This window comes from Undibacterium sp. Ji22W (assembly GCF_049340305.1).
Lineage (GTDB): Bacteria > Pseudomonadota > Gammaproteobacteria > Burkholderiales > Burkholderiaceae_D > Undibacterium.
Genome location: NZ_JBMPOU010000001.1, coordinates 938,387 through 957,535, shown reverse-complemented (window position 1 = coordinate 957,535; position 19,149 = coordinate 938,387). Strand labels below are relative to the sequence as shown.

The 19,149-nt window shown below is 46.5% G+C and carries 20 protein-coding genes and 1 tRNA gene; 11 read left to right on the top strand and 10 right to left on the bottom strand.

Annotated features, from left to right (window positions below):
- Nucleotides 1-186 precede the first annotated feature (186 nt).
- Nucleotides 187-263, bottom strand: a tRNA-Val gene (locus ACO0KW_RS03955).
- 217 nt (nt 264-480) lie between these two features.
- Here ACO0KW_RS03955 and ACO0KW_RS03950 point away from each other — a divergent pair.
- Nucleotides 481-1,431 (top strand): cation diffusion facilitator family transporter, encoded by a 951-nt coding sequence (locus tag ACO0KW_RS03950; protein ID WP_423050855.1) that lies wholly within the window; start codon nt 481-483, stop codon nt 1,429-1,431.
- Nucleotides 1,432-1,470: 39 nt separating this feature from the next.
- Here the strand turns inward: ACO0KW_RS03950 and ACO0KW_RS03945 are convergent, their stop codons facing one another.
- Together ACO0KW_RS03945 and ACO0KW_RS03940 are read right to left on the bottom strand one after the other, a co-directional pair.
- The gene (locus ACO0KW_RS03945) at nt 1,471-2,265 is read right to left on the bottom strand and encodes a spermidine synthase (RefSeq protein ID WP_423050853.1); all 795 of its coding nucleotides are present in this window, start codon (nt 2,263-2,265) and stop codon (nt 1,471-1,473) included.
- Nucleotides 2,266-2,267: 2 nt separating this feature from the next.
- Nucleotides 2,268-2,828: a DNA-3-methyladenine glycosylase I gene (locus ACO0KW_RS03940; RefSeq protein WP_423050851.1), complete on the bottom strand. Its 561-nt coding sequence runs from the start codon at nt 2,826-2,828 to the stop codon at nt 2,268-2,270.
- 282 nt (nt 2,829-3,110) lie between these two features.
- On the opposite strand from ACO0KW_RS03940, the gene ACO0KW_RS03935 reads away from it, so the two are divergent.
- Both ACO0KW_RS03935 and ACO0KW_RS03930 read left to right on the top strand, forming a co-directional pair.
- The gene (locus ACO0KW_RS03935) at nt 3,111-4,568 is read left to right on the top strand and encodes a S41 family peptidase (protein WP_423050849.1); all 1,458 of its coding nucleotides are present in this window, start codon (nt 3,111-3,113) and stop codon (nt 4,566-4,568) included.
- A gap of 145 nt (nt 4,569-4,713) precedes the next feature.
- Nucleotides 4,714-5,226 (top strand): peroxiredoxin family protein, encoded by a 513-nt coding sequence (locus tag ACO0KW_RS03930; protein WP_423050847.1) that lies wholly within the window; start codon nt 4,714-4,716, stop codon nt 5,224-5,226.
- A gap of 164 nt (nt 5,227-5,390) precedes the next feature.
- Here ACO0KW_RS03930 and purM read toward each other — a convergent pair whose 3' ends face one another.
- A complete protein-coding gene (gene purM, locus ACO0KW_RS03925; RefSeq protein WP_423050845.1) occupies nt 5,391-6,434 on the bottom strand; it encodes a phosphoribosylformylglycinamidine cyclo-ligase in 1,044 nt (347 codons plus the stop codon).
- Between the two features lie 206 nt (nt 6,435-6,640).
- Between purM and ACO0KW_RS03920 the strand changes: the two genes are divergently transcribed.
- From ACO0KW_RS03920 to ACO0KW_RS03885, 8 genes are read left to right on the top strand one after another with little or no spacing between them, the layout of a single operon-like run.
- Nucleotides 6,641-7,726: an AI-2E family transporter gene (locus ACO0KW_RS03920; protein ID WP_423050843.1), complete on the top strand. Its 1,086-nt coding sequence runs from the start codon at nt 6,641-6,643 to the stop codon at nt 7,724-7,726.
- A gap of 51 nt (nt 7,727-7,777) precedes the next feature.
- A complete protein-coding gene (gene hda, locus ACO0KW_RS03915) occupies nt 7,778-8,455 on the top strand; it encodes a DnaA regulatory inactivator Hda (protein ID WP_423050841.1) in 678 nt (225 codons plus the stop codon).
- Nucleotides 8,456-8,496: 41 nt separating this feature from the next.
- Nucleotides 8,497-9,192: an HAD family hydrolase gene (locus tag ACO0KW_RS03910; protein WP_423050839.1), complete on the top strand. Its 696-nt coding sequence runs from the start codon at nt 8,497-8,499 to the stop codon at nt 9,190-9,192.
- Nucleotides 9,193-9,203: 11 nt separating this feature from the next.
- Nucleotides 9,204-10,601, top strand: coding sequence for a polynucleotide adenylyltransferase PcnB (gene pcnB, locus ACO0KW_RS03905; RefSeq protein WP_423050837.1), 1,398 nt, complete (start codon nt 9,204-9,206; stop codon nt 10,599-10,601).
- 4 nt (nt 10,602-10,605) lie between these two features.
- Complete coding sequence (gene folK / locus ACO0KW_RS03900) at nt 10,606-11,082, top strand: 2-amino-4-hydroxy-6-hydroxymethyldihydropteridine diphosphokinase (protein WP_423050835.1); 477 nt, start codon at nt 10,606-10,608, stop codon at nt 11,080-11,082.
- A gap of 30 nt (nt 11,083-11,112) precedes the next feature.
- A complete protein-coding gene (locus tag ACO0KW_RS03895; RefSeq protein ID WP_423050833.1) occupies nt 11,113-11,460 on the top strand; it encodes a DMT family protein in 348 nt (115 codons plus the stop codon).
- Between the two features lie 38 nt (nt 11,461-11,498).
- A complete protein-coding gene (panB, locus tag ACO0KW_RS03890) occupies nt 11,499-12,311 on the top strand; it encodes a 3-methyl-2-oxobutanoate hydroxymethyltransferase (protein WP_423050831.1) in 813 nt (270 codons plus the stop codon).
- 26 nt (nt 12,312-12,337) lie between these two features.
- Nucleotides 12,338-13,300, top strand: coding sequence for a carbon-nitrogen hydrolase family protein (locus tag ACO0KW_RS03885; protein ID WP_423050829.1), 963 nt, complete (start codon nt 12,338-12,340; stop codon nt 13,298-13,300).
- Between the two features lie 10 nt (nt 13,301-13,310).
- Here the strand turns inward: ACO0KW_RS03885 and ACO0KW_RS03880 are convergent, their stop codons facing one another.
- From ACO0KW_RS03880 to ACO0KW_RS03855, 6 genes are all read right to left on the bottom strand, one after another.
- Nucleotides 13,311-14,732 carry a S41 family peptidase gene (locus ACO0KW_RS03880; protein ID WP_423050827.1) on the bottom strand — a complete coding sequence of 474 codons (1,422 nt, stop codon included), beginning with the start codon at nt 14,730-14,732 and terminating at the stop codon, nt 13,311-13,313.
- A gap of 71 nt (nt 14,733-14,803) precedes the next feature.
- Nucleotides 14,804-15,505, bottom strand: a complete 702-nt coding sequence (locus tag ACO0KW_RS03875) for an SDR family NAD(P)-dependent oxidoreductase (protein WP_423050825.1) — start codon at nt 15,503-15,505, stop codon at nt 14,804-14,806.
- Nucleotides 15,506-15,793: 288 nt separating this feature from the next.
- Complete coding sequence (locus tag ACO0KW_RS03870) at nt 15,794-16,057, bottom strand: TIGR02450 family Trp-rich protein (RefSeq protein WP_423050823.1); 264 nt, start codon at nt 16,055-16,057, stop codon at nt 15,794-15,796.
- Nucleotides 16,058-16,064: 7 nt separating this feature from the next.
- Nucleotides 16,065-17,612, bottom strand: coding sequence for a cryptochrome/photolyase family protein (locus ACO0KW_RS03865; protein WP_423050821.1), 1,548 nt, complete (start codon nt 17,610-17,612; stop codon nt 16,065-16,067).
- Nucleotides 17,609-18,979, bottom strand: a complete 1,371-nt coding sequence (locus ACO0KW_RS03860; protein WP_423050819.1) for a DASH family cryptochrome — start codon at nt 18,977-18,979, stop codon at nt 17,609-17,611. The genes ACO0KW_RS03865 and ACO0KW_RS03860 overlap by 4 nt, the downstream gene beginning before the upstream one ends.
- A complete protein-coding gene (locus tag ACO0KW_RS03855; RefSeq protein ID WP_423051957.1) occupies nt 18,976-19,131 on the bottom strand; it encodes a DUF2256 domain-containing protein in 156 nt (51 codons plus the stop codon). Before ACO0KW_RS03855 ends, ACO0KW_RS03860 begins: the two co-directional genes overlap by 4 nt.
- Between the last annotated feature and the right edge of the window lie 18 nt (nt 19,132-19,149).

Sequence of the window (19,149 nt, the reverse complement as noted above, 5' to 3'; positions counted from 1 at the left end):
TTTTAAAATTCAAACAAATCTTTAGACGAAAAAAAACGCGGACTAGCCGCGTTTCTTTATCGTACCTGAAGACGAAAAAACACCTCGACTAGCGTCGCTCACAAAGGAATGTGATCGTAGTTCGCGGTGTCATAACCATGATGCCTTTCTCGCTCTTACAAAGTACTGCTTATTTTTACTAAATTCTGGTGGGCGGTGCAGAATTCGAATCTGCGACCCCTTGGATGTCGACCAAGTATTCTAACCAGCTGAACTAACCGCCCGAAGAGCCGAGACTATAGCAAACAACTTAGAAATCGTAAAGTGCTTTTTGGAACTTTCTTACGAAACAGTTACTAAGTACTTACGACTGCATAGCAAATATCACACCACTCCATGCCAATTTCAGGTGGAATGAAATTCCAACCATAATTAGTTTGCCCATTCATCTAAACATAAATCCCTTACAATGCGGGATCAATCACATGACATCACTCAACTATGCCTCACGACTCACACGCCCACAACAATCTCGAGAAAAGCGCACATCTTCATGCACATCGCCATGGGGATGCCGAGCATCTGCACTATTTCGCTGATCGTAGTCAATCGATTTTGGCATGGGCACTTGGCCTAACATTATTTTTTGCCGGTGTTGAGATTGTTTTTGGATTCCTGTCAAATTCACTAGCCTTGATTTCTGATGCAGGTCACATGGTGACTGACTCTGCTGCACTTGGCCTGGCGCTACTCGCACAAATTATCGCCAAAAGACCGCCAACGGCCAAACATACATTTGGCTTTGGACGATCTGAAGCATTGGCAGCATTTGTCAATGGTCTGATCATGCTTGGCGTTGTCGCTTGGATTAGTTTTGAGGCTCTGCAAAGACTGGCAACACCTGAAAAAGTACAAGGCGGCATAGTCATGATCGTTGCTGCGATTGGCTTAGCAATTAACATTGTCGTCGCATGGGTGCTTTCACACGATAAAGACAGCATGAACACGCGCGCCGCACTGATTCACGTGATGGGAGATCTACTAGGATCTGTTGCTGCAATTGTTTCTGGGGGCATCATCTATTACACCGGCTGGATGCCGATTGATCCTATATTGTCCATTTTTGTCTCTCTACTAATCTTAAAGTCCACCATCGGCGTACTCAAAGAATCCTTTCATTTCTTAATGAAAGGTGTCCCACACCACATTGATTACGTACAAATTGGCAGCGATTTGGAAGCTACACCTGGTGTCGCTTCTGTCCATGACTTACATATTTGGGATATGTCACCAGGTCAGCCTGCACTCATCGGGCATTTAGAAATTGATGACCTAAGTGCATGGCCACGTATTTTAGAAAGCATCAAGAAAATGCTTTTGGAGAAACACGGCATTGATCATATTACTTTGCAGGCGGAGGTTTTAAGAGATGATGAATTTGATGTGAACTGACTCAATTTAAAGACTCCATTCACGCCAAGATGAGTTAGTTCAATCGTCTTCGCGTAACATCCAAGCCTTTAAGCCATTCACCCAAACAGGCGCTTGCAATTTGTAATTCACTCGCAAAATTGCAGCGCGCTGATACAAAATTTCAAAATCAATTTCCGGCGCCTTCTTAAATGCGATAGCCACGACATTGGCGTCGTGCACCTCAGGCAACCACACGACCACATCAAAAAAAGCCTGCATTGCTTCTATATTTTTTCGACGTTGCACATCACTCGCAAACAAGTTAACTGTCATCATGCCTTCGGACGTCAGACAGGCCGCACATGCTTCATAAAATTCAGCACTATCTAATACCGGCCCTTCGGCCTCAGCATCATACAAATCCACCTGGATCACATCGATTCTGCCGTGACGCGCCGGATTGCGTACGAAATCGAAAGCGTCCATTTCGAGCACATGTAGGCGCTCATCATCTACGGGTAGCTTAAATTGCTCACGACACATGGCAATGACCTTTGGATTTAAATCTACCGCAGTAACAACTGCGTCGGGGAAATGCCGATAACAAAATTTTGTCAGCGAAGCTGCTCCCAATCCTAGTTGCACAATATGCTTAGGCGCCATATTAAACAACATCCACAGATTCATTTGCTGTACGTATTCAAGTTCAATTTGATCTGGCACCGCCAGCCTCATTGATCCTTGAATCGGCGCGCAACTAGTATCAGCGTTAATCGCACTAGCCAAATGCAATGACCGCACGCCTCTAAATTCAGAAACAAATACATCTGGATGTTCGTTAACCAGCGCTTCTACAATGTTCTTTTTTTTCATGGCTATGCGACGGGAGTTTGGCGCCATGCACAATCATGCACGTGATCGTTCACCATGCCGATTGCTTGCATGTAAGCGTAAATAATCGTTGAGCCAACAAATTTAAATCCACGCTTCTTCAGGTCTTTAGAAATTTGATCAGATAAGTCGGTCGTGACAATGCGCTCCCCATTGTTAACTATCGGCGTGCCTTGCACATGCTTCCACAAATAGACATCTAGTCCGCCACATTCGGCACACAACTGCAAGTAAGCTTTAGCATTTGAAATTACTGCTTGGATTTTTAATCGATTCCGGATAATCCCCGCGTTTTGCATTAGCCCAGCAACCTTTTCCTCATCATATAAAGCAATTTTCTTCGCATCCCATGCATCAAAAGCTAGACGATAATTCTCTCGTTTATTCAAGACCGTTTCCCAACTTAAGCCCGCTTGCGCGCCCTCCAAATTCAGCATTTCAAACAAACGCAATTCATCATGGCATGGCACGCCCCACTCTTGATCGTGATACTTCAAATACAATGGATTGGCAGCATTGGCCCATCCGCAACGTTGTAAAGACATAATTCCTCTGTGAAATTTGGATAAACTTACACCCAAGTAGATTCCGCAAATCATACAAATCGATCCATTTACGAGCGAGGCGAAGTACAAATATTTCTCTCTACTCTTGTCGATAGATTTGTTTTTTAGATACGTTTATTTTTTTATCAAACAACTTGGATTATACTGCTCAGGGACTAGGCTTAGATGCCAAACAATGAATAAAACCAGCTGCGCCAGTATTGAACATCGGCATAATCAACGCGATGAACTCGAACCGGACGAAAACAATTGAGGCAAACAATGCTTAACAAACTATCGACGACAACAGCCGCACTCTCCTGTCTTTTATTGTCACTATCTTTGAGCAGTTGTGGCGGCGGTGGCAATTCGAATAGCAGTTTAAAGCTGTGCGGAAATGGCACCGGCGTGTGCTCAGTTGCGACGACGGATAACACGAATACTGGAAATAACAATTCGAGTGGAGGCAATACGGAAATTGGCTTGCCAGGTGTGTATGCAAATATTTGCACCCCAAGCGTGGAAAAATCTTGGGTCAGAGCACATTTAAATGATGTCTATCTTTGGTACAAACTGATTGTCGATGTTCCAGCGGCCAATTACAGCACACCACAAAGTTATTTTGACGCATTGCTCGTGAAACAAAATGACCGTTTTAGTTTCACTGCGAATAAAGATGAAATTGATGGATATTTTGAGGCCGGTGAAGATGTAGGTTTTGGGTACAAGCTAGTCAATCAAAACAATCAATTGCGCGTCGCCTATGTCCAACCAGGTTCACCCGCCGATTTACAACAAATCAAGCGCGGTGCGCAAATCATAGGATTAAATGGCACACCGATTGGACAAATCAGCTACGACAATCAAATCGCTGCACTTTACCCGAGCAGCTCACAAACCACGACGCGCTTTGAAATCAAAGATGTCGGTGCCAGCACGGCACGCAGCGTCGACCTGAAAGCTACCACAGTTATCACCAAACCCGTATTACAAAACAAAATCATCACCACAGCAGACAACCGTCGCTTAGGTTATCTGGTGTTCACCGATCATATTGCGACCGCATCAGATCCCCTAGTCAATAGCCTGCGCGAATTTAAAGAACAAGGAATTAACGATCTTGTCTTAGATGTCCGCTACAACGGTGGCGGATATATTTATATCGCGAATGAAGTCGCCTCCATGATTGCGGGCACCAAAGCGCAGGGTCATGTTTTTGAGCAATTGCAATACAACGACAAACATGCTGATTGGACCGCTCAGAGCAAATTCATGTTCACTAACAAATCACGTTCTGGCATGGATTTACCGCAACTTAATTTGACGCGTGTATTCGTATTAACCAGTGCGCGTACTTGTTCTGCCAGTGAATCTATCATCAATGGATTGTCGCCATTCGTACAAGTCATTACGATAGGCGGTACAACTTGTGGAAAGCCTTACGGTTTTAGCCAAACTGACAACTGCAATACAGCATATTTCGCCATTGAATTTGATGGTATTAATGATGCAGGCAAAGGCGGTTATGTAAACGGTTTTGCCCCGACCTGCCCGGCAACAGACGACTTAGAACATGATTTAGGTACACTTAATGAACGTCTGCTTGCGAATGCAGCGGCTTACAGCAAATCAGGCATTTGTGGCGCTAGCGGCTATACTCCGCCACCAGCCTTGATTGGCAGTTCGACGATCACTGACCATGAACCTCATGCATGGCGAAATAATCGAATTCGGAAGTAATTGTCGAACCTAACTGCAATACTAATTAAGCAAAAAAATCCCAAGCCACTTTGTTTGGGATTTTTTTTCACTAAATATGTAATTTATTCTCTCGTGTCTCGACTAATCGCCAAATGAATCTTTTAAAACCAATCTCATGGCGACTATGTACAAATTACTATTCAAAATAAGTGCGATTGCACTAGCGTTCAGTTTAAGCGCCCCAGTTTTTGCTCAACAAATAAAGCTTGCGCCAAAACTAGCGCTCATCGGAACCGATTACAACGGCAAAAAAATTGATTTACGAAACTATGCGGGCAAAACAATCTTAATCAGTTTTTACAGTGCGGGTTGCAGTGTGTGCGCCCGTGATTTGAAATTGATGCGCGAATTCTATCGTGATAACAACGCCAAAGATTTCATATTAATAGGCGTCAATACCGACAAGACACAGGCAAATTTTGATCTCTACACGAGAATACTTTCAGCGAGCATTCCAAAAAATCAACAATTCCCTATAATCTGGCGCGGGAACGCAGAAGCAATTACTGGGTTTGGCACAATGAATGTCGACCCCAGCCACTACCTGATTTCGCCCGATGGGCAGATTACTTTGAAGCGTGAAGGCACATTTAAAGCAGAAGATTGGGATAATTTGTGGGAGTCTCTACATCAGTAAATAGCAACATCACACGGTACTTATTAGCCAATCGATCAGTGAAAATTTACAAATGCTTGACCCAACAAAAAAACGCACCGTCATTACCTGAAGGTGCGTTTTTTTAAAATGAAAATCGTCAATGCACTAACAACTGATCGACTATTAACTTGTCTACTACCACCTTATACGACTATCGTTTGATGCTCGTCACCCTCACGAGCGCGGATAGCACCAATCTTAAATACGGTCTCGCCGGCGGCTGCTAATTGCGCCATTGCCGCATCAGCCTGATCTGCCGACATAATCACGACCATACCAATACCGCAGTTGAATACGCGGTGCATTTCTGCATCAGCGACGCCACCGTGTTGTTGCAACCATTTGAACAAAGGTGGCATTTCCCAAGATTTACTATCCAAGATCGCAGTTAATTTATCGCCCAAAACGCGTGGTACGTTTTCTACCAAGCCACCACCGGTAATGTGCGCCATGCCTTTGACTTCCATGCTCGCCATCAAGGCCAGCAAAGGTTTGACGTAAATACGGGTTGGTGCGATCAAAGCATCCGCCAAGCTACGGCCGTGGAAATCTGCGTTCAAATCGGGATTTGCAACTTCGATGATTTTGCGCACTAAAGAAAAACCATTGGAATGAATGCCGGAAGAAGCTAAGCCCAGGATTACGTCACCTGGTACGATTTTGCTACCGTCGATGATCTTAGATTTTTCTACAGCACCGACTGCGAAACCAGCCAAATCGTATTCACCTTCTGGATACATAGAAGGCATTTCAGCCGTTTCACCACCAATCAATGCGCAGCCTGCTTGTTCGCAGCCAAATGCCACGCCTTTGATCACATCGGTCGCCGTTGCCACATCTAATTTGCCGCAAGCGAAATAATCAAGGAAGAACAAAGGCTCAGCGCCCTGCACCAAGATGTCGTTGACGCTCATAGCGACCAGATCGATGCCAACGGTATCGTGACGATTCAGGTGAAAAGCCAATTTCAGCTTCGTACCAACACCGTCCGTACCAGAAACCAACACTGGCTCTTTATATTTTTTGCTGACTTCAAACATCGCACCAAAACCGCCAATACCGGCCATCACGCCTTCGCGCATCGTGCGTTTTGCGAATGGTTTGATCGCATCGACCAGCGCGTCGCCAGCAACCATATCGACACCAGCGTCGGCATAAGAAAGAGAAACAGGAGTATTTGTGCTCATAGGATATTCGTCAGTAGGGGCTTGAGGCGGTAAAATAGCGGAATTGCCAGAAACGAGGATGTTCAAAATCAGTTGTTTCACACTAAATTCATGAAAAAAACGATTTTCAGCACATCCAAAACCGCTATTTTAACAAATTGACCTAGGTTTTACCTAGTTTTTAGGCAAACTAGCGGTTTCAACATTTGCTCAACCAAGAAAAGACTATGCCCTTTAATCTGACCAGCAATCAAAAGCAAACCATCACATGGTTGAGCGTCGCTTTCGCTTTTATACTTTTGCTATCTTTACTTGGCCCGATTTTGATGCCGTTTATTGTGGCGGCAATCTTAGCGTATGTCCTCAATCCTTGGCTCGACAAGCTGTGTAAAGTAAAAATCAAAGGGATCCATCTGCCTCGCCCGATCGCGGCCACCTTGATGATCCTATTAGTTGTTGCCTGTATCTTGGCGATTGTTTTAATCATGGTGCCAATTTTACAAAAGCAAATTCCCCTTTTACACAATCAAATTCCCCAGTTTCTCGATCGCTTCAACGCCATGCTTGGCCCGATCCTGCGCGACTTTGGCATACAAGCCAATATCGATAGCGAAGGCATTAAAGCCATTATCAGTGATCATTTAGCCACCAGTGGGGACGTTATCGGCAAAGCCGTGCTCTCCTCTATCCGAGTTGGGGGTACCGCAGTGTTGGGGATGTTAGCCAACTTTATTTTGATCCCCATTGTATTGTTTTACCTGTTGGTAGATTGGCATGCTCTCATGGGGCGTCTACGTAATTTCATCCCCCGTCGCTGGTTAAAACAAACGCAGACCTGGTTCAAAGAAGTGGATGAATTGCTGGCGCAGTACTTACGCGGTCAAATCATGGTGATGGTGATCTTGGCGATCTACTACACTCTTGGCTTAGCAATCGCTGGTTTTGATTTGGCGTTACCGGTCGGTATTTTGACTGGTTTGCTGGTATTCATTCCCTACCTAGGCTATGGTTTGGGCCTGTTTCTCGCCTTGGTCAGCGCGGTACTGCAATTTAACGATTTACATGGTTTGATCGCTGTCGGTATCATCTACGGCATTGGTCAAGCCTTAGAATCCTTTATTTTGACACCAAAATTGGTTGGTGAGCGTATCGGCTTACATCCGCTGACCGTAATTTTCGCTTTAATGGCTTTTGGTCAGTTGTTTGGTTTTATTGGTATTCTGGTCGCCTTACCTGCATCTGCAGTAATCTCGGTTGCTGCGAAAAACTTACGCCTTTCCTACCTAAATAGTTCCTTTTATCGTCAATCATAATTCATCCCTGATGAGTGATACGAAATTGGTTTTTTGACGATATTCATGATAATGAGACAGCTTTTACTTGATCTGGATGCGGAGAGCCTTCCGTCCTTAGATACTTTTGTAGTGGGACAAAATGCAGAACTGGCACAGATTTTGTGCCTATTCTCAGAGCGCATCGCCAGTCAATATGGCGAGCGCTCCGTGTATTTATGGGGCGAAGCGGGCGCTGGCAAAACGCATCTACTGCACGCAATTGCGCAAGCGCCCAACACTCGCTATATCAACGCCGACGCGCCTGAGGAGCAATTTTGGTATAGTCCAGAGGTAGATCTTTATCTGCTCGACGACTGCGATCAATTGTCAGCTGCGGCACAGATTGACGCTTTTGCGCTATTCAATGAAGCGCGTGCCAATGGTGCTTTTTTTGTAGCCGCTGGCAATCACCCACCGATGATTTTGAATGTGCGTGACGATCTGCGCACGCGCCTTGGCTGGGGCTTAATTTATCAAGTAATCGGCTTATCAGATGAAGACAAAATTGATGCCTTAGAACGCGCGGCACAGGCAAAAGGCATAGGATTAGCACAAGGCGTGTTACCCTATCTTATTACACACTACCGCCGCGATATGCGCTCTTTGACCTCGATGCTGGGCGAACTTGATCACTATTCGCTGGAAACCAAGCGCCCGATTACACTACCCTTATTGCGCGAATTATTACAGAGAGATCATGCAGATTAATTTTTTGAATTGCCTGCATAGTGAACATTTTGAGCATGCTTATGACTAAACAATCCACGCAAAACATCGCACTTTTTGATCTTGACCACACGCTATTGCCGATTGATTCGGATTACGAATGGGGTCAGTTCCTGTGTCGTATCGGTGCTGTTGATGCTGAAGAGTTTGGACGCCGCAATGCGGAATTTTTCGCACAATACCAAGCGGGCACCTTGGATCCTGTCGAATATTTGGAATTTGCATTAGGCACGCTGGCACAATTCTCACGCCAGCAATTAGACGATTATCACGCGCAGTTTATGCAAGAAGTGATCAACCCTGCCCTCTTGCCAGCTGCACTTGATTTAATCAAACAGCATCAAGATCAAAACGACTTAATCGCCATCATCACGGCAACCAATCGCTTCGTCACACAACCGATCGCGCAAGCCTTGGGCGTTGAGCATTTATTGGCAGCTGAACCACATTTGGACGAACAAGGCAATTTGACTGGTAAACTGCGCGGTGTGCCGACTTCAGGTCCCGGCAAAGTCACGCATTTAAACGCATGGCTGGCGGGACAAGGTAAGCAACTTAGTGATTTTGATAAGAGTTATTTTTACAGCGATTCACAAAACGATATTCCCTTGCTCTCTATCGTGACTCACCCGATTGCGACCAATCCGAATAAACTACTACAAGCCCATGCAAAAGCACATGGCTGGCCGACCTTACAATTATTTGAGCTGCACAACTAAGCATAAAAAGCATGATTAAGAAATTTATACGCAAAATCCTAGGCGTTAAAAGCCCTGACGACACCATCGATCAAGGCAAAGCGAGCGCTAAGAAAAATAAGCCAAAAGCCTTGAGCGCGAAAGAACACGGCATCGATCCAGAACTGGTATCGAATAACGCGATACGCGTCACGCAAACCTTGCAAGACAACGGCTTTAAAGCCTTCATCGTCGGCGGCGCGGTGCGTGATTTGTTACTCGGCGTAAAGCCTAAAGATTTCGACGTCGCCACTGATGCAACGCCTGAGCAAGTAAAACGTCTATTCCGCCGCGCCTTTATCATTGGTCGCCGTTTCCAGATCGTGCATGTGATGTTCGGGCAAGACTTAATCGAAGTCACAACTTTCCGAGGTGCAGCTAAGCACGAAGCGCCAAAAGATGAACATGGCCGCGTCTTGCGCGACAACACTTTTGGTGAGCAACATGAAGATGCGGTAAGGCGCGATTTCACCATCAATGCCATGTACTACGACCCTGCTAGTCAAACGGTGCTCGATTACCATGGCGGCATTGCCGATATTCGTAAAAAAACTTTGCGTATTATTGGCGTGCCAGAATTGCGCTATCGTGAAGATCCTATCCGCATGTTGCGCGTTGTGCGCTTCGCTGCCAAGCTCAAATTCACCATCGATGCCGAAACCCGCGCACCAATCAAAGTGATGGCAGCGTTGATTAATAATGTGCCAAGCGCCCGCGTGTTTGATGAAATGCTCAAGCTCTTAATGAGCGGGCATGCGATGGCTTGCTTACAGCAGTTACGCAAAGAAGGCCTGCATCACGGTTTGATGCCCTTACTCGATGTCGTGCTCGAACAACCTTTAGGTGAACGTTTTGTCACGCTGGCTTTGGCGAATACCGACGAGCGTGTACAGCAAGGTAAAACAGTATCCCCTGGATTCTTATTCGCTTCTCTGCTCTGGCATCAAGTAGTGGAAAAATGGGAAGCTTATAAAGTGTCAGGTGAGTTGCCTATTCCTGCTTTGCATTTAGCGGCCGATGATGTTTTGAATACGCAAACAGATGCCCTCGCCTTGCAACGCAAAATCGGTACCGACATGCGCGACATCTGGGCGATGCAACCGCGCTTTGAAAAACGCATAGGCAAAGCACCCTACAAGCTCTTAGAAAATAATCGTCTGCGCGCTGGTTACGACTTCTTATTACTGCGTTGTGCTTCCGGGGAAATCGACGCAGAATTAGGCGAATGGTGGACCGACTTTATCAATGGCGATGAGCAAGACCGCGTACGCTTACTGAGCATTAAGCCAAAAGCGAAAACTGCGGAAAGCGCACCAGCAAAAAAACGTCGCCCACGCCGCAGTCCGAACCGAAACGCTAGCAGCAAACCTAAAGCGGATAACGCAGAATAAAGCCATGACGATCAGCGCTTACATCGGTATCGGTGCCAATCTCGGTGACGCACGTGCGATGGTCGAGTATGCAATTGAAAAATTACGCAGCTTACCGCAAACACAGTTCAAGCAAGCCTCGTCGCTATTCATCACCGCACCGATAGACTCCAGTGGCGACGACTACATTAATGCCGTTGCAGTATTGGAAACTGATTTAGAAGCGCAGGTTTTACTAGAACATTTACAAGCATTAGAACTCGCCTGTGGTCGTGAACGCCCGTATCGTAACGCGCCACGCACCTTGGACCTCGATTTGCTACTGTATGGTCAGCAAACAATCAATACCGAACACTTGACCGTGCCACATCCACGTATGACGGAGCGTGCCTTCGTGTTGATTCCTCTGTTGCAGCTCGATCCCTTTATTGAGATTCCCGGCAAAGGTGCTGCGCATCAATTCGCTCAAGCCGTCGCGGATCAAGGCATCCGCAAACTTTAGATCCAAAATCTAAACGCAAAAACGATCGTCATGCAAATTCCCGTCATCATGCAAACCACCGGGCTATTGATACTATCAAACGTCTTCATGACTTTTGCATGGTACGGTCACCTCAAAAATCTCAACAGCAAAGCCTGGTATATTGCGGCGTTTGTCAGTTGGGGCATCGCACTTTTCGAATATCTACTCCAAGTACCAGCGAATCGTATCGGTTACACTCAATACAGTTTGGCGCAACTCAAAATCCTGCAAGAAGTTTTGACGCTCTTAGTCTTTGTGCCTTTTTCGATGATATATATGAATCAACCGTTTAAGTTAGACTATGTATGGGCGGGGTTTTGCTTAGTAGGCGCTGTGTATTTTATTTTTAGAAGTTAGGCTTCCAAGTCAATCCACTTCACACCAAAGGAAACATCGTGGCTGAATACTTACAAGACCGCAAAGCGGTCACCATCACGACACTCAACACATTACGTGAACAGAGTGAAAAAATCACCATGCTAACCTGCTATGACGCCAGCTTTGCGGCCATGATGGATCGCTGCGGTGTCGAAGTTTTATTAGTCGGTGACTCACTCGGCATGGTCTGCCAAGGACACAGTTCCACTTTGCCCGTGACCAACGCCGATATTGCGTATCACACCGCCAGCGTAGTCCGTGGGAATGACAAAGCTTTTGTGGTAGCCGATATGCCTTTTGGCACCTACCCAACACCCGAAACCGCCTTTACCAACGCAGTACAACTGATACAAGCCGGTGCACAAATGGTCAAAGTCGAAGGCGGCGCATGGATCGCCCCTATCATCAAATTCCTCACTGAACGCTCCATCCCAGTCTGCGCCCACCTAGGATTAACGCCACAGTCTGTACACCAATTAGGCGGCTATAAAGTTCAAGGAAAAACCATCGCTGCAGCTGATTTGCTCAAAGCCGACGCACACTTATTGCAAGAAGCTGGCGCGGCCTTATTGGTTTTAGAAGCCATCCCAGCGGGTTTAGCACAAGAAGTCACTGACCTTTTACAGATCCCAACCATAGGCATAGGTGCTGGCCCCGATTGTTCAGGTCAAGTCTTAGTCATGCACGACTTACTCGGCGTTTTCCCAGGACGAAAAGCGCGTTTTGTAAAGAATTTTATGGATGGTCAAACCAATATTGATGATGCGATTAAGGCTTATGTGGCAGCTGTTAAGGACAAGAGTTTTCCTGCGGCTGAGCATTGTTTCTGACAAATACCTAACATCAAGGCATCGCAATGACTTCTAAACAACAAGACCACATCACCGTCGCCCTAGCCCAAATCGCACCGGTCTGGCTCAACCGAGTCGCAACAACCGCGAAGATCATCGACTACATACAGCAAGCCGCGAAGGAAGGTGCGCGCTTGGTTTGTTTTGGTGAAACTCTATTGCCCGGTTATCCATTTTGGTTGGATCTCACTGATGGTGCGCGTTTTAATGATGATGTGCAAAAAGATTTGCATGCCTTCTATGTGCAACAAGGTGTGGATATTGAAGCTGGTGATTTGGAGAGTATTTGCTTGGCCGCGAAAACACATAAGATCGCTGTCATGCTCGGTTGTTTGGAACGGCCAAAAGATCGCACTGGTTATAGCGTGTATTGCTCTTGTGTGTACATCGGCACAGATGGCATGATCGGTTCGGTGCATCGCAAGCTAATGCCGACTTACGAAGAGCGCTTGACGTGGGCTGCCGGTGACGGTCATGGTTTGCGCACCCATGCATTGGATGGTTTTACCGTTGGGGGTTTGAATTGCTGGGAAAACTGGATGCCTTTGTCGCGAGCCGCTTTGTATGCACAAGGTGAAGATTTGCATGTGGGAATTTGGCCTGGTAATTTGCGTAATACAGAAGACTTAACCCGCTTCATTGCAAAAGAAGGCCGCAGTTTTAGCATTGCTGTGTCAGGTCTGATGCGGAAACAAGATATTCCGGCTGATACGCCGCATCTCGATAAAATTCTCGCACGTTGTCCTGAGATGTTAGCAAATGGCGGATCCTGTATCGCCGCACCAGATGGCAGTTGGGTCGTTGAACCTGTCGTTGATCGGGAATGTTTGCTGATCGCTACGCTGAATAGAAATCAAGTTCGACGTGAACGCCAGAATTTCGACGTGACCGGTCATTATTCACGACCCGATGTCACGCGATTAGTGGTGAATCGCCAGCGTCAAACACTGGCGAGTTTTGAGGATTAAAAAATTCAGGCTAGTTCTGCAAATTCAATTCAGCTGAGCTAGCCAGTTTCACCACACTCTCCTGCTGCATGCCTTTTAATATCTGCACCGCTGCTTCCAATCCTGCATCTTTATTCAATAATAAATCTGCCCGCGTGACGCTAATGGCTTGATCTGGTATGACGCCCACGCCTTCTATGCGTTTGCCATTCAAAGGGGCGAAATCCAATTCGCTGTAGGCTAATGCGCCACCGCCCGGGACATTGGCATAGCCCATATAGCCGAGCAGGCATCCGCAACTGGTTTCACCTATGACTTTTGCACGACCTATGCTTTGCAAGCTCCCTGCAAAAAATTCGCTGGCACTGGCGCTGTCGCTATCGACCAAAACTACCACCGGCCCCAAGTAAGGATTTTTCACGCCTTGTAATTCTAACTCTAATTTTCCCGTACTAATTAAGCCGAAAAACAAAGTGGCTGGTTTGCCTGTGCGGGTGATACGCTTACCAATCGCGATTTTTCCATTCACTAGCTGATTCATCATCGCCAATGACAAGTTGAGCGCTCCGCCGCCATTGCCGCGCAGATCAATCACGAGTCCTTTGGCAGTACTGACTTTGTCATAAGTCGCTTCCAGTTCTTTACCTAGCGCGGCATCAAAGCCTGTCAATCGCAGGTAGCCAACTTCATCAGCGAGCATTTTGCTAGTCAAGCTATCTTTGCGTGGTAAATCTGTGCGCAATAGAGTGACTTCAGTTTGCGTGCCATCATTGCGCTCAACTTGCAAAGCGATACTGTCTGAAGGCGCGTCCAGATCGCCACTATTGAGAATCCGTTTCACGGTCTTAAAACGCGCGCGCTCTGTTGAATTCTTGCGCGCCTTGCTCAACTGTAGCTGCCACCAATCATTCGCTTTAACACCCTCCACGCTGACGATTTTATTACCTTTAACGATGCCTGCTTTTTCGGCTGGTGAGTCTTTCGCAACGCTAGTCACGATCAGCTCACCGCCCAAATCAGCAACGCCCAACCCTACGGTATAACTGCGTTTGTCTTTATCGTAGGCATATTGTTTCGCCGATAGTACGCGCGTATGCGCATCACCCAGTTCGCCCACCATGCTATCCAAACTCTTCCAAAACGCTTCGTCGGTCGTTGCACTTAAAACTTTGGGTTGATACTCTTGTCCGACTTTTTTCCAATTGACGCCATTTAAATTAGGATCAACATAGGCGTCATTCACACGATTCCAGACAAAATCATAGGCACGCTGTCTAGTATCAGTATCGAGTGCGACACCAACAGGTGGTGCGTCATTACCAATACGGCGAGTCAAAATGTGATTCGGATCGATGGCTGCACAGGCGAGCAAAAGCTGCAGCAAGCCCAACGACAGACCACGTTTGCACCAGGTTTGAAAATCTATTTTCTTTACGGACAAGTTCAATTTCATGAAGTTTTCTTTCAAGCGAATTAGACAATCACTACGATCATCATACAAGAACTGCATTCTACTCGCGCCATTTACCAAGGCAAGCGTTCTCCGTTATAACTGACAAAGTTCGCACTGTCTTCCGACTGCAAACCATCTATGACTCCAAGCATTTCGTTTGCTGCCTGCGCGGGTGGTCTACCGATTTGCTCACCACGAAACGGTCGCGACAATGCCGAATTGACTGTACCCGGATGCATGGCGATCACAACGGTATTGGGCTGCGACCGTTTGATCTCAATCGCTGCCGTTTTGATCATCATATTCAAAGCCGCTTTCGAGGCTCGATAACTGTACCAACCACCTAAGCGATTATCTTCTATGCTGCCAACTTTCGCTGATAACAGCGCAAACACACCGCGCTGTTTGTCGAGTAAGTGTGAGAAATGGCGTAGTACCATAGCTGGGCCAAAGGTGTTCACCGTGAAGGTGGCTTGCATTTGCTCCATATTCAAGTCACCCAGCTTTTTTTCGGGCATAAAATCTTGCTGATGCAAAATACCTGCGGCGTGAATGATGAGATGAAATGGGCCTTGTGATTTGATGTGTTCTGCGGCTGCTTCGATACTATTCGCATCGCTTAAGTCTAGTGCGGGCACGGTGTTTCTATGCAGTGCTACTACTCTGGCGCAACGAGCGTCGTTTTGCAGTGCTTCGACAAATGCTGCACCAATCGCACCGCTCGCACCGATGACGCATGCGCGGAAACCGTCTGGGAATGAATGTAATTGCATGGGTGAACCTTTTTTCAGAGATTAAAACCTTGGAACAAACGAGTAAAATTCATGATCATTCCTGCGCATGCAGGAGACCAGTGGCGTTCGTCGATCAAACTAAGACACTGGATTCCTGCTTAAAGCATGCAGGAATGACGGCGATACGATTGCGTTTCCGATGACAAGTAACACTCTTTCGTAGGGCGGGTGAAACCCGCGCTGCACATGCATCGATCTCGCTAGGTCTACGTTTAGGCGGCGCGGGTTGCACCCGCCCTACTAATTTCTCCATTGCGCTAGCTATCCTTACACCCAACCCTGCTTCCAACGCGAGCTATCTTGTAATTCGCGCCAGAAAATAATTCGCTTTTCGCCCGAATAAACCGCTTCAATCTCAATCTGGGTAATTGGCAAATTAAAATCTTCAGGCTGCACTACGCGACTCACCAGATAATGTTTTTGCTTTGCGACCACCTGCACCGCCGTCCATTTACTGAGCAAGAGTTTTTTAGGATTCAACTTGATAAGCTTGCTGACCTCTGACGGTTGATTTTGATTTATTCGACTCATCTACATCTCACAATTCATTTAAATTTTGACGCAAATAATTGGCGCGTTCAGACAAATCATGGCGCGCCTCTTCTCTCATCTTGCGTAATTGCGGATACACCATGCCTATGCGTGGATTGCTCGATAATTGTTTTTCATTGCGCTGAAAAAAATCCCAATATAGCGCATTGAACGGACAAGCATTTTCCGTCGTACGTTGCTTTTTATCGTAGTGACACCCCTTGCAATAATCGCTCATTCGATCAATGTATGCGGCACTCGATACATAAGGCTTAGTCGCTAACACACCACCATCGGCGTATTGACTCATGCCCAAAGTATTTGGCAGTTCTACCCATTCAAACGCATCGATATACACGCCGAGATACCATTCATGTACGCGTTGTGGATGCAAACCTGCGAGCAATGAAAAATTCCCTATCACCATTAAGCGTTGGATATGATGCGCATGCGCTTGTTTTAAAGATTGACCGATGGCATGCGATAAACAACGCATCTTGGTCTTGCCCGTCCAAAACCATGTAGGCAATTCAGTTTGATGATCGAACACATTTTCTTGCGCGTAATCGGGCATGAAATGCCAATACACGCCACGTACATATTCACGCCAGCCGAGGATTTGCCGTATGTATCCTTCTGCTGCTGCAATCGGCACATCGCCGCGAGCCCAGGCAGCTTCGACCGCATCGATCACTTCACGTGGACTGATCATCTTGACGTTTAATGCGAATGACAATTGCGAGTGAAACAAACGCCACGCCTTACTACTCATCGCATCTTGAAAATCACCAAAATGCGGCAGTGCCAATCGTATGAAAGCCTGCAATTGCTGAAGCGCTTCATCCCTGTGCAAAGGCCAAGCAAACTCGGTCGCATTGGGTTCACCGAAGCTTTTCACGCCAGCGTTTTGAATTATTGCCCACAGCAGACTATGATCATGACGCGACCGAAAATCTTCTGGCTCCCACGGCAATCCGGGCCAGGCTTTACGATTATCATGGTCAAAATTCCAGGCGCCACCTGCGGGATCTTGATCGGTCATTAAGACTTGATGCTTCGCCCGCATTTGTCGATAAAAATGCTCCATCAACCACTTTTTACGGCCGTCGAAAATCTTGTTAGCTTCGTCTCGCGCAGTAAAAAAGTGTTCACTGTCGAACATGTGACAACGCAGCGCTGTGCTTTGCGTAAATACTTGCAATTGCTGATCTAAACGATATTCATCCGGAGATTGATATTGAAACTCTTGGGCTTGATAAATAGAGACTAATTTTTCAATATTCGCGGGAATCTCATGCTGGTTTTCAACATCATCGATCGCCAGATAATGCACACGATGCCCTGCCATTTTCAAACGCCGTGCGAACTCACGCATGGCCGCAAAAATCGCGATAATTTTTTGCGCGTGATGTAAGACATAATCAGTTTCTTGCCGCACTTCCATCATGACGTACAGCACGTCGTCTTGCTGGTGTTCAAACCAGCTATGTTGTGAATTAAGCTGATCGCCCAAAATCAGGCGCAAGGTCTGGACTTTTTTCTTGTGATTTTTCATAGTGCTTTTGAAATTGTATTCCACAGCCGGCGATATACACCGTCAGCATCATGTTGCTTCGCCTGCTTTTGCGGATCGAACCAACGCCCACCCAGGTAGCCGCGCGGGTCAGTACCTAATCCGGCCAAGTACAAGCAATTACCCTGATTACTATAGATATCGTAGTCAAGTAATTGCGATTCAAACCAAGCTGCCGCAACCCGCCAATCACCGCGAAGCTCATGCAGCCAATAACTCACTACTTGCTGCCTTAATCGATTCGACAAATAGCCCGTAGTGGCAAGTTCGCGCATTGCAGCATCGATCAACGGCTCACCCGTTGTGGATTGCGTCCATGCTTGAAATTTTTGAGCATCGAAGGCTGGCAAACTCACAGGTGTTTTGGATAAACCACTGGCACGATAAAGCCATACGCCGTATTTGCAGTGCAAAAAGCGAAAATAGTCACGCCATAACAATTCAAACCAAATCCAATAACTGCTATCACTCTTGCCCTTTTCATCTTCGAACACACGCAAGGCCGCCATAATCTGGGACGGCGACACAGCACCGCTTGCCAGCCATGGAGAAAATTTTGTGGAAAATTCTGTTCCGTGCAACTGGTTACGCGTTTGCTTATAGCTGTGTGCTAAATCTGTAGAAAAGTAGTGCTCTAGATGCTGCAAAGCTGCCTGACTTCCACCACAAAATTCGGCAGTTCTATAGGGGAAAGAGGAACGACTATCTTGTTCAAGATGCTCGACAAATACCTCTTCCTCGCTTTGCATTTGCACCGACAACGCTTGTAAATTTGGATCATCTAAGGCGAAATTTTTTGACAATGTGCAAGATAGTGGCTGACGACAAGGATAAGCGCCTTGCTCTACCTTATGTCTAAATGCGGTGAATTGATCAGGCATCTGTGTCAGAGCAAAATCAAAATCTTCGGGCGAGTACATCGTTGACTGCCAAACCGTATGCACGGGTAATTTCAATGCTCGCAAAGACCGAACCTGCGCCACTTCTTCAGGTGCAGCTATCTCCTCACAGACGAGAGTCTGCAATTCATAGTGTTGCGATAGATATGCCCAAAACTCGGTTTGCGCGCTCAATTCTCCATCTAGTTCAAGCAAAGAAAATTCATATTGATGCAATTGACGACGTAAATCTTTCAAGCTATCGCACAGAAATTTTTGTCTATGGGTAGATAGGCGAACGAAACCCCATTTGGTTTGGCTAGCGCGCATTGCACCGTACGCTGAAGTATGGCAAAACACCGTCAGTAACTCAGCGCCAGTTCGTTCTGCTAATGCACAGGCATAATTCAAAGCTGGATTATCGTCCACTCGAAGATCATTCCGAAACCAATAAATAATCAACTTTTTCATAGCGACTTCGCCGATACTGGAACCCGCGAGCGACTGCAACGTTCGGAACAATATTTGACTGATTCCCAATCCTTTTCCCATTTTTTGCGCCAACTAAACGGCAAGCCGCAAGTGACACATAGCTTACTTGGCAGGTCAGATTTTTTGCGCATTTTCATGTTGTTGCTTTC

Bases quoted from the DNA above. Each gene is read 5' to 3' on its own strand.
- ACO0KW_RS03870 (WP_423050823.1), bottom strand. From the start codon at position 16,057: ATGAGTCGAATAAATCAAAATCAACCGTCAGAGGTCAGCAAGCTTATC.
- ACO0KW_RS03940 (WP_423050851.1), bottom strand. From the start codon at position 2,828: ATGTCTTTACAACGTTGCGGATGGGCCAATGCTGCCAATCCATTGTAT.
- ACO0KW_RS03920 (WP_423050843.1), top strand. From the start codon at position 6,641: ATGCCCTTTAATCTGACCAGCAATCAAAAGCAAACCATCACATGGTTG.
- ACO0KW_RS03875 (WP_423050825.1), bottom strand. From the start codon at position 15,505: ATGCAATTACATTCATTCCCAGACGGTTTCCGCGCATGCGTCATCGGT.
- ACO0KW_RS03860 (WP_423050819.1), bottom strand. From the start codon at position 18,979: ATGAAAAAGTTGATTATTTATTGGTTTCGGAATGATCTTCGAGTGGAC.
- ACO0KW_RS03945 (WP_423050853.1), bottom strand. From the start codon at position 2,265: ATGAAAAAAAAGAACATTGTAGAAGCGCTGGTTAACGAACATCCAGAT.
- ACO0KW_RS03950 (WP_423050855.1), top strand. From the start codon at position 481: ATGCCTCACGACTCACACGCCCACAACAATCTCGAGAAAAGCGCACAT.
- ACO0KW_RS03885 (WP_423050829.1), top strand. From the start codon at position 12,338: ATGACTTCTAAACAACAAGACCACATCACCGTCGCCCTAGCCCAAATC.
- ACO0KW_RS03855 (WP_423051957.1), bottom strand. From the start codon at position 19,131: ATGCGCAAAAAATCTGACCTGCCAAGTAAGCTATGTGTCACTTGCGGC.
- hda (WP_423050841.1), top strand. From the start codon at position 7,778: ATGAGACAGCTTTTACTTGATCTGGATGCGGAGAGCCTTCCGTCCTTA.
- ACO0KW_RS03865 (WP_423050821.1), bottom strand. From the start codon at position 17,612: ATGAAAAATCACAAGAAAAAAGTCCAGACCTTGCGCCTGATTTTGGGC.
- ACO0KW_RS03895 (WP_423050833.1), top strand. From the start codon at position 11,113: ATGCAAATTCCCGTCATCATGCAAACCACCGGGCTATTGATACTATCA.
- ACO0KW_RS03880 (WP_423050827.1), bottom strand. From the start codon at position 14,732: ATGAAATTGAACTTGTCCGTAAAGAAAATAGATTTTCAAACCTGGTGC.
- ACO0KW_RS03935 (WP_423050849.1), top strand. From the start codon at position 3,111: ATGCTTAACAAACTATCGACGACAACAGCCGCACTCTCCTGTCTTTTA.
- pcnB (WP_423050837.1), top strand. From the start codon at position 9,204: ATGATTAAGAAATTTATACGCAAAATCCTAGGCGTTAAAAGCCCTGAC.
- purM (WP_423050845.1), bottom strand. From the start codon at position 6,434: ATGAGCACAAATACTCCTGTTTCTCTTTCTTATGCCGACGCTGGTGTC.
- ACO0KW_RS03910 (WP_423050839.1), top strand. From the start codon at position 8,497: ATGACTAAACAATCCACGCAAAACATCGCACTTTTTGATCTTGACCAC.
- ACO0KW_RS03930 (WP_423050847.1), top strand. From the start codon at position 4,714: ATGTACAAATTACTATTCAAAATAAGTGCGATTGCACTAGCGTTCAGT.
- folK (WP_423050835.1), top strand. From the start codon at position 10,606: ATGACGATCAGCGCTTACATCGGTATCGGTGCCAATCTCGGTGACGCA.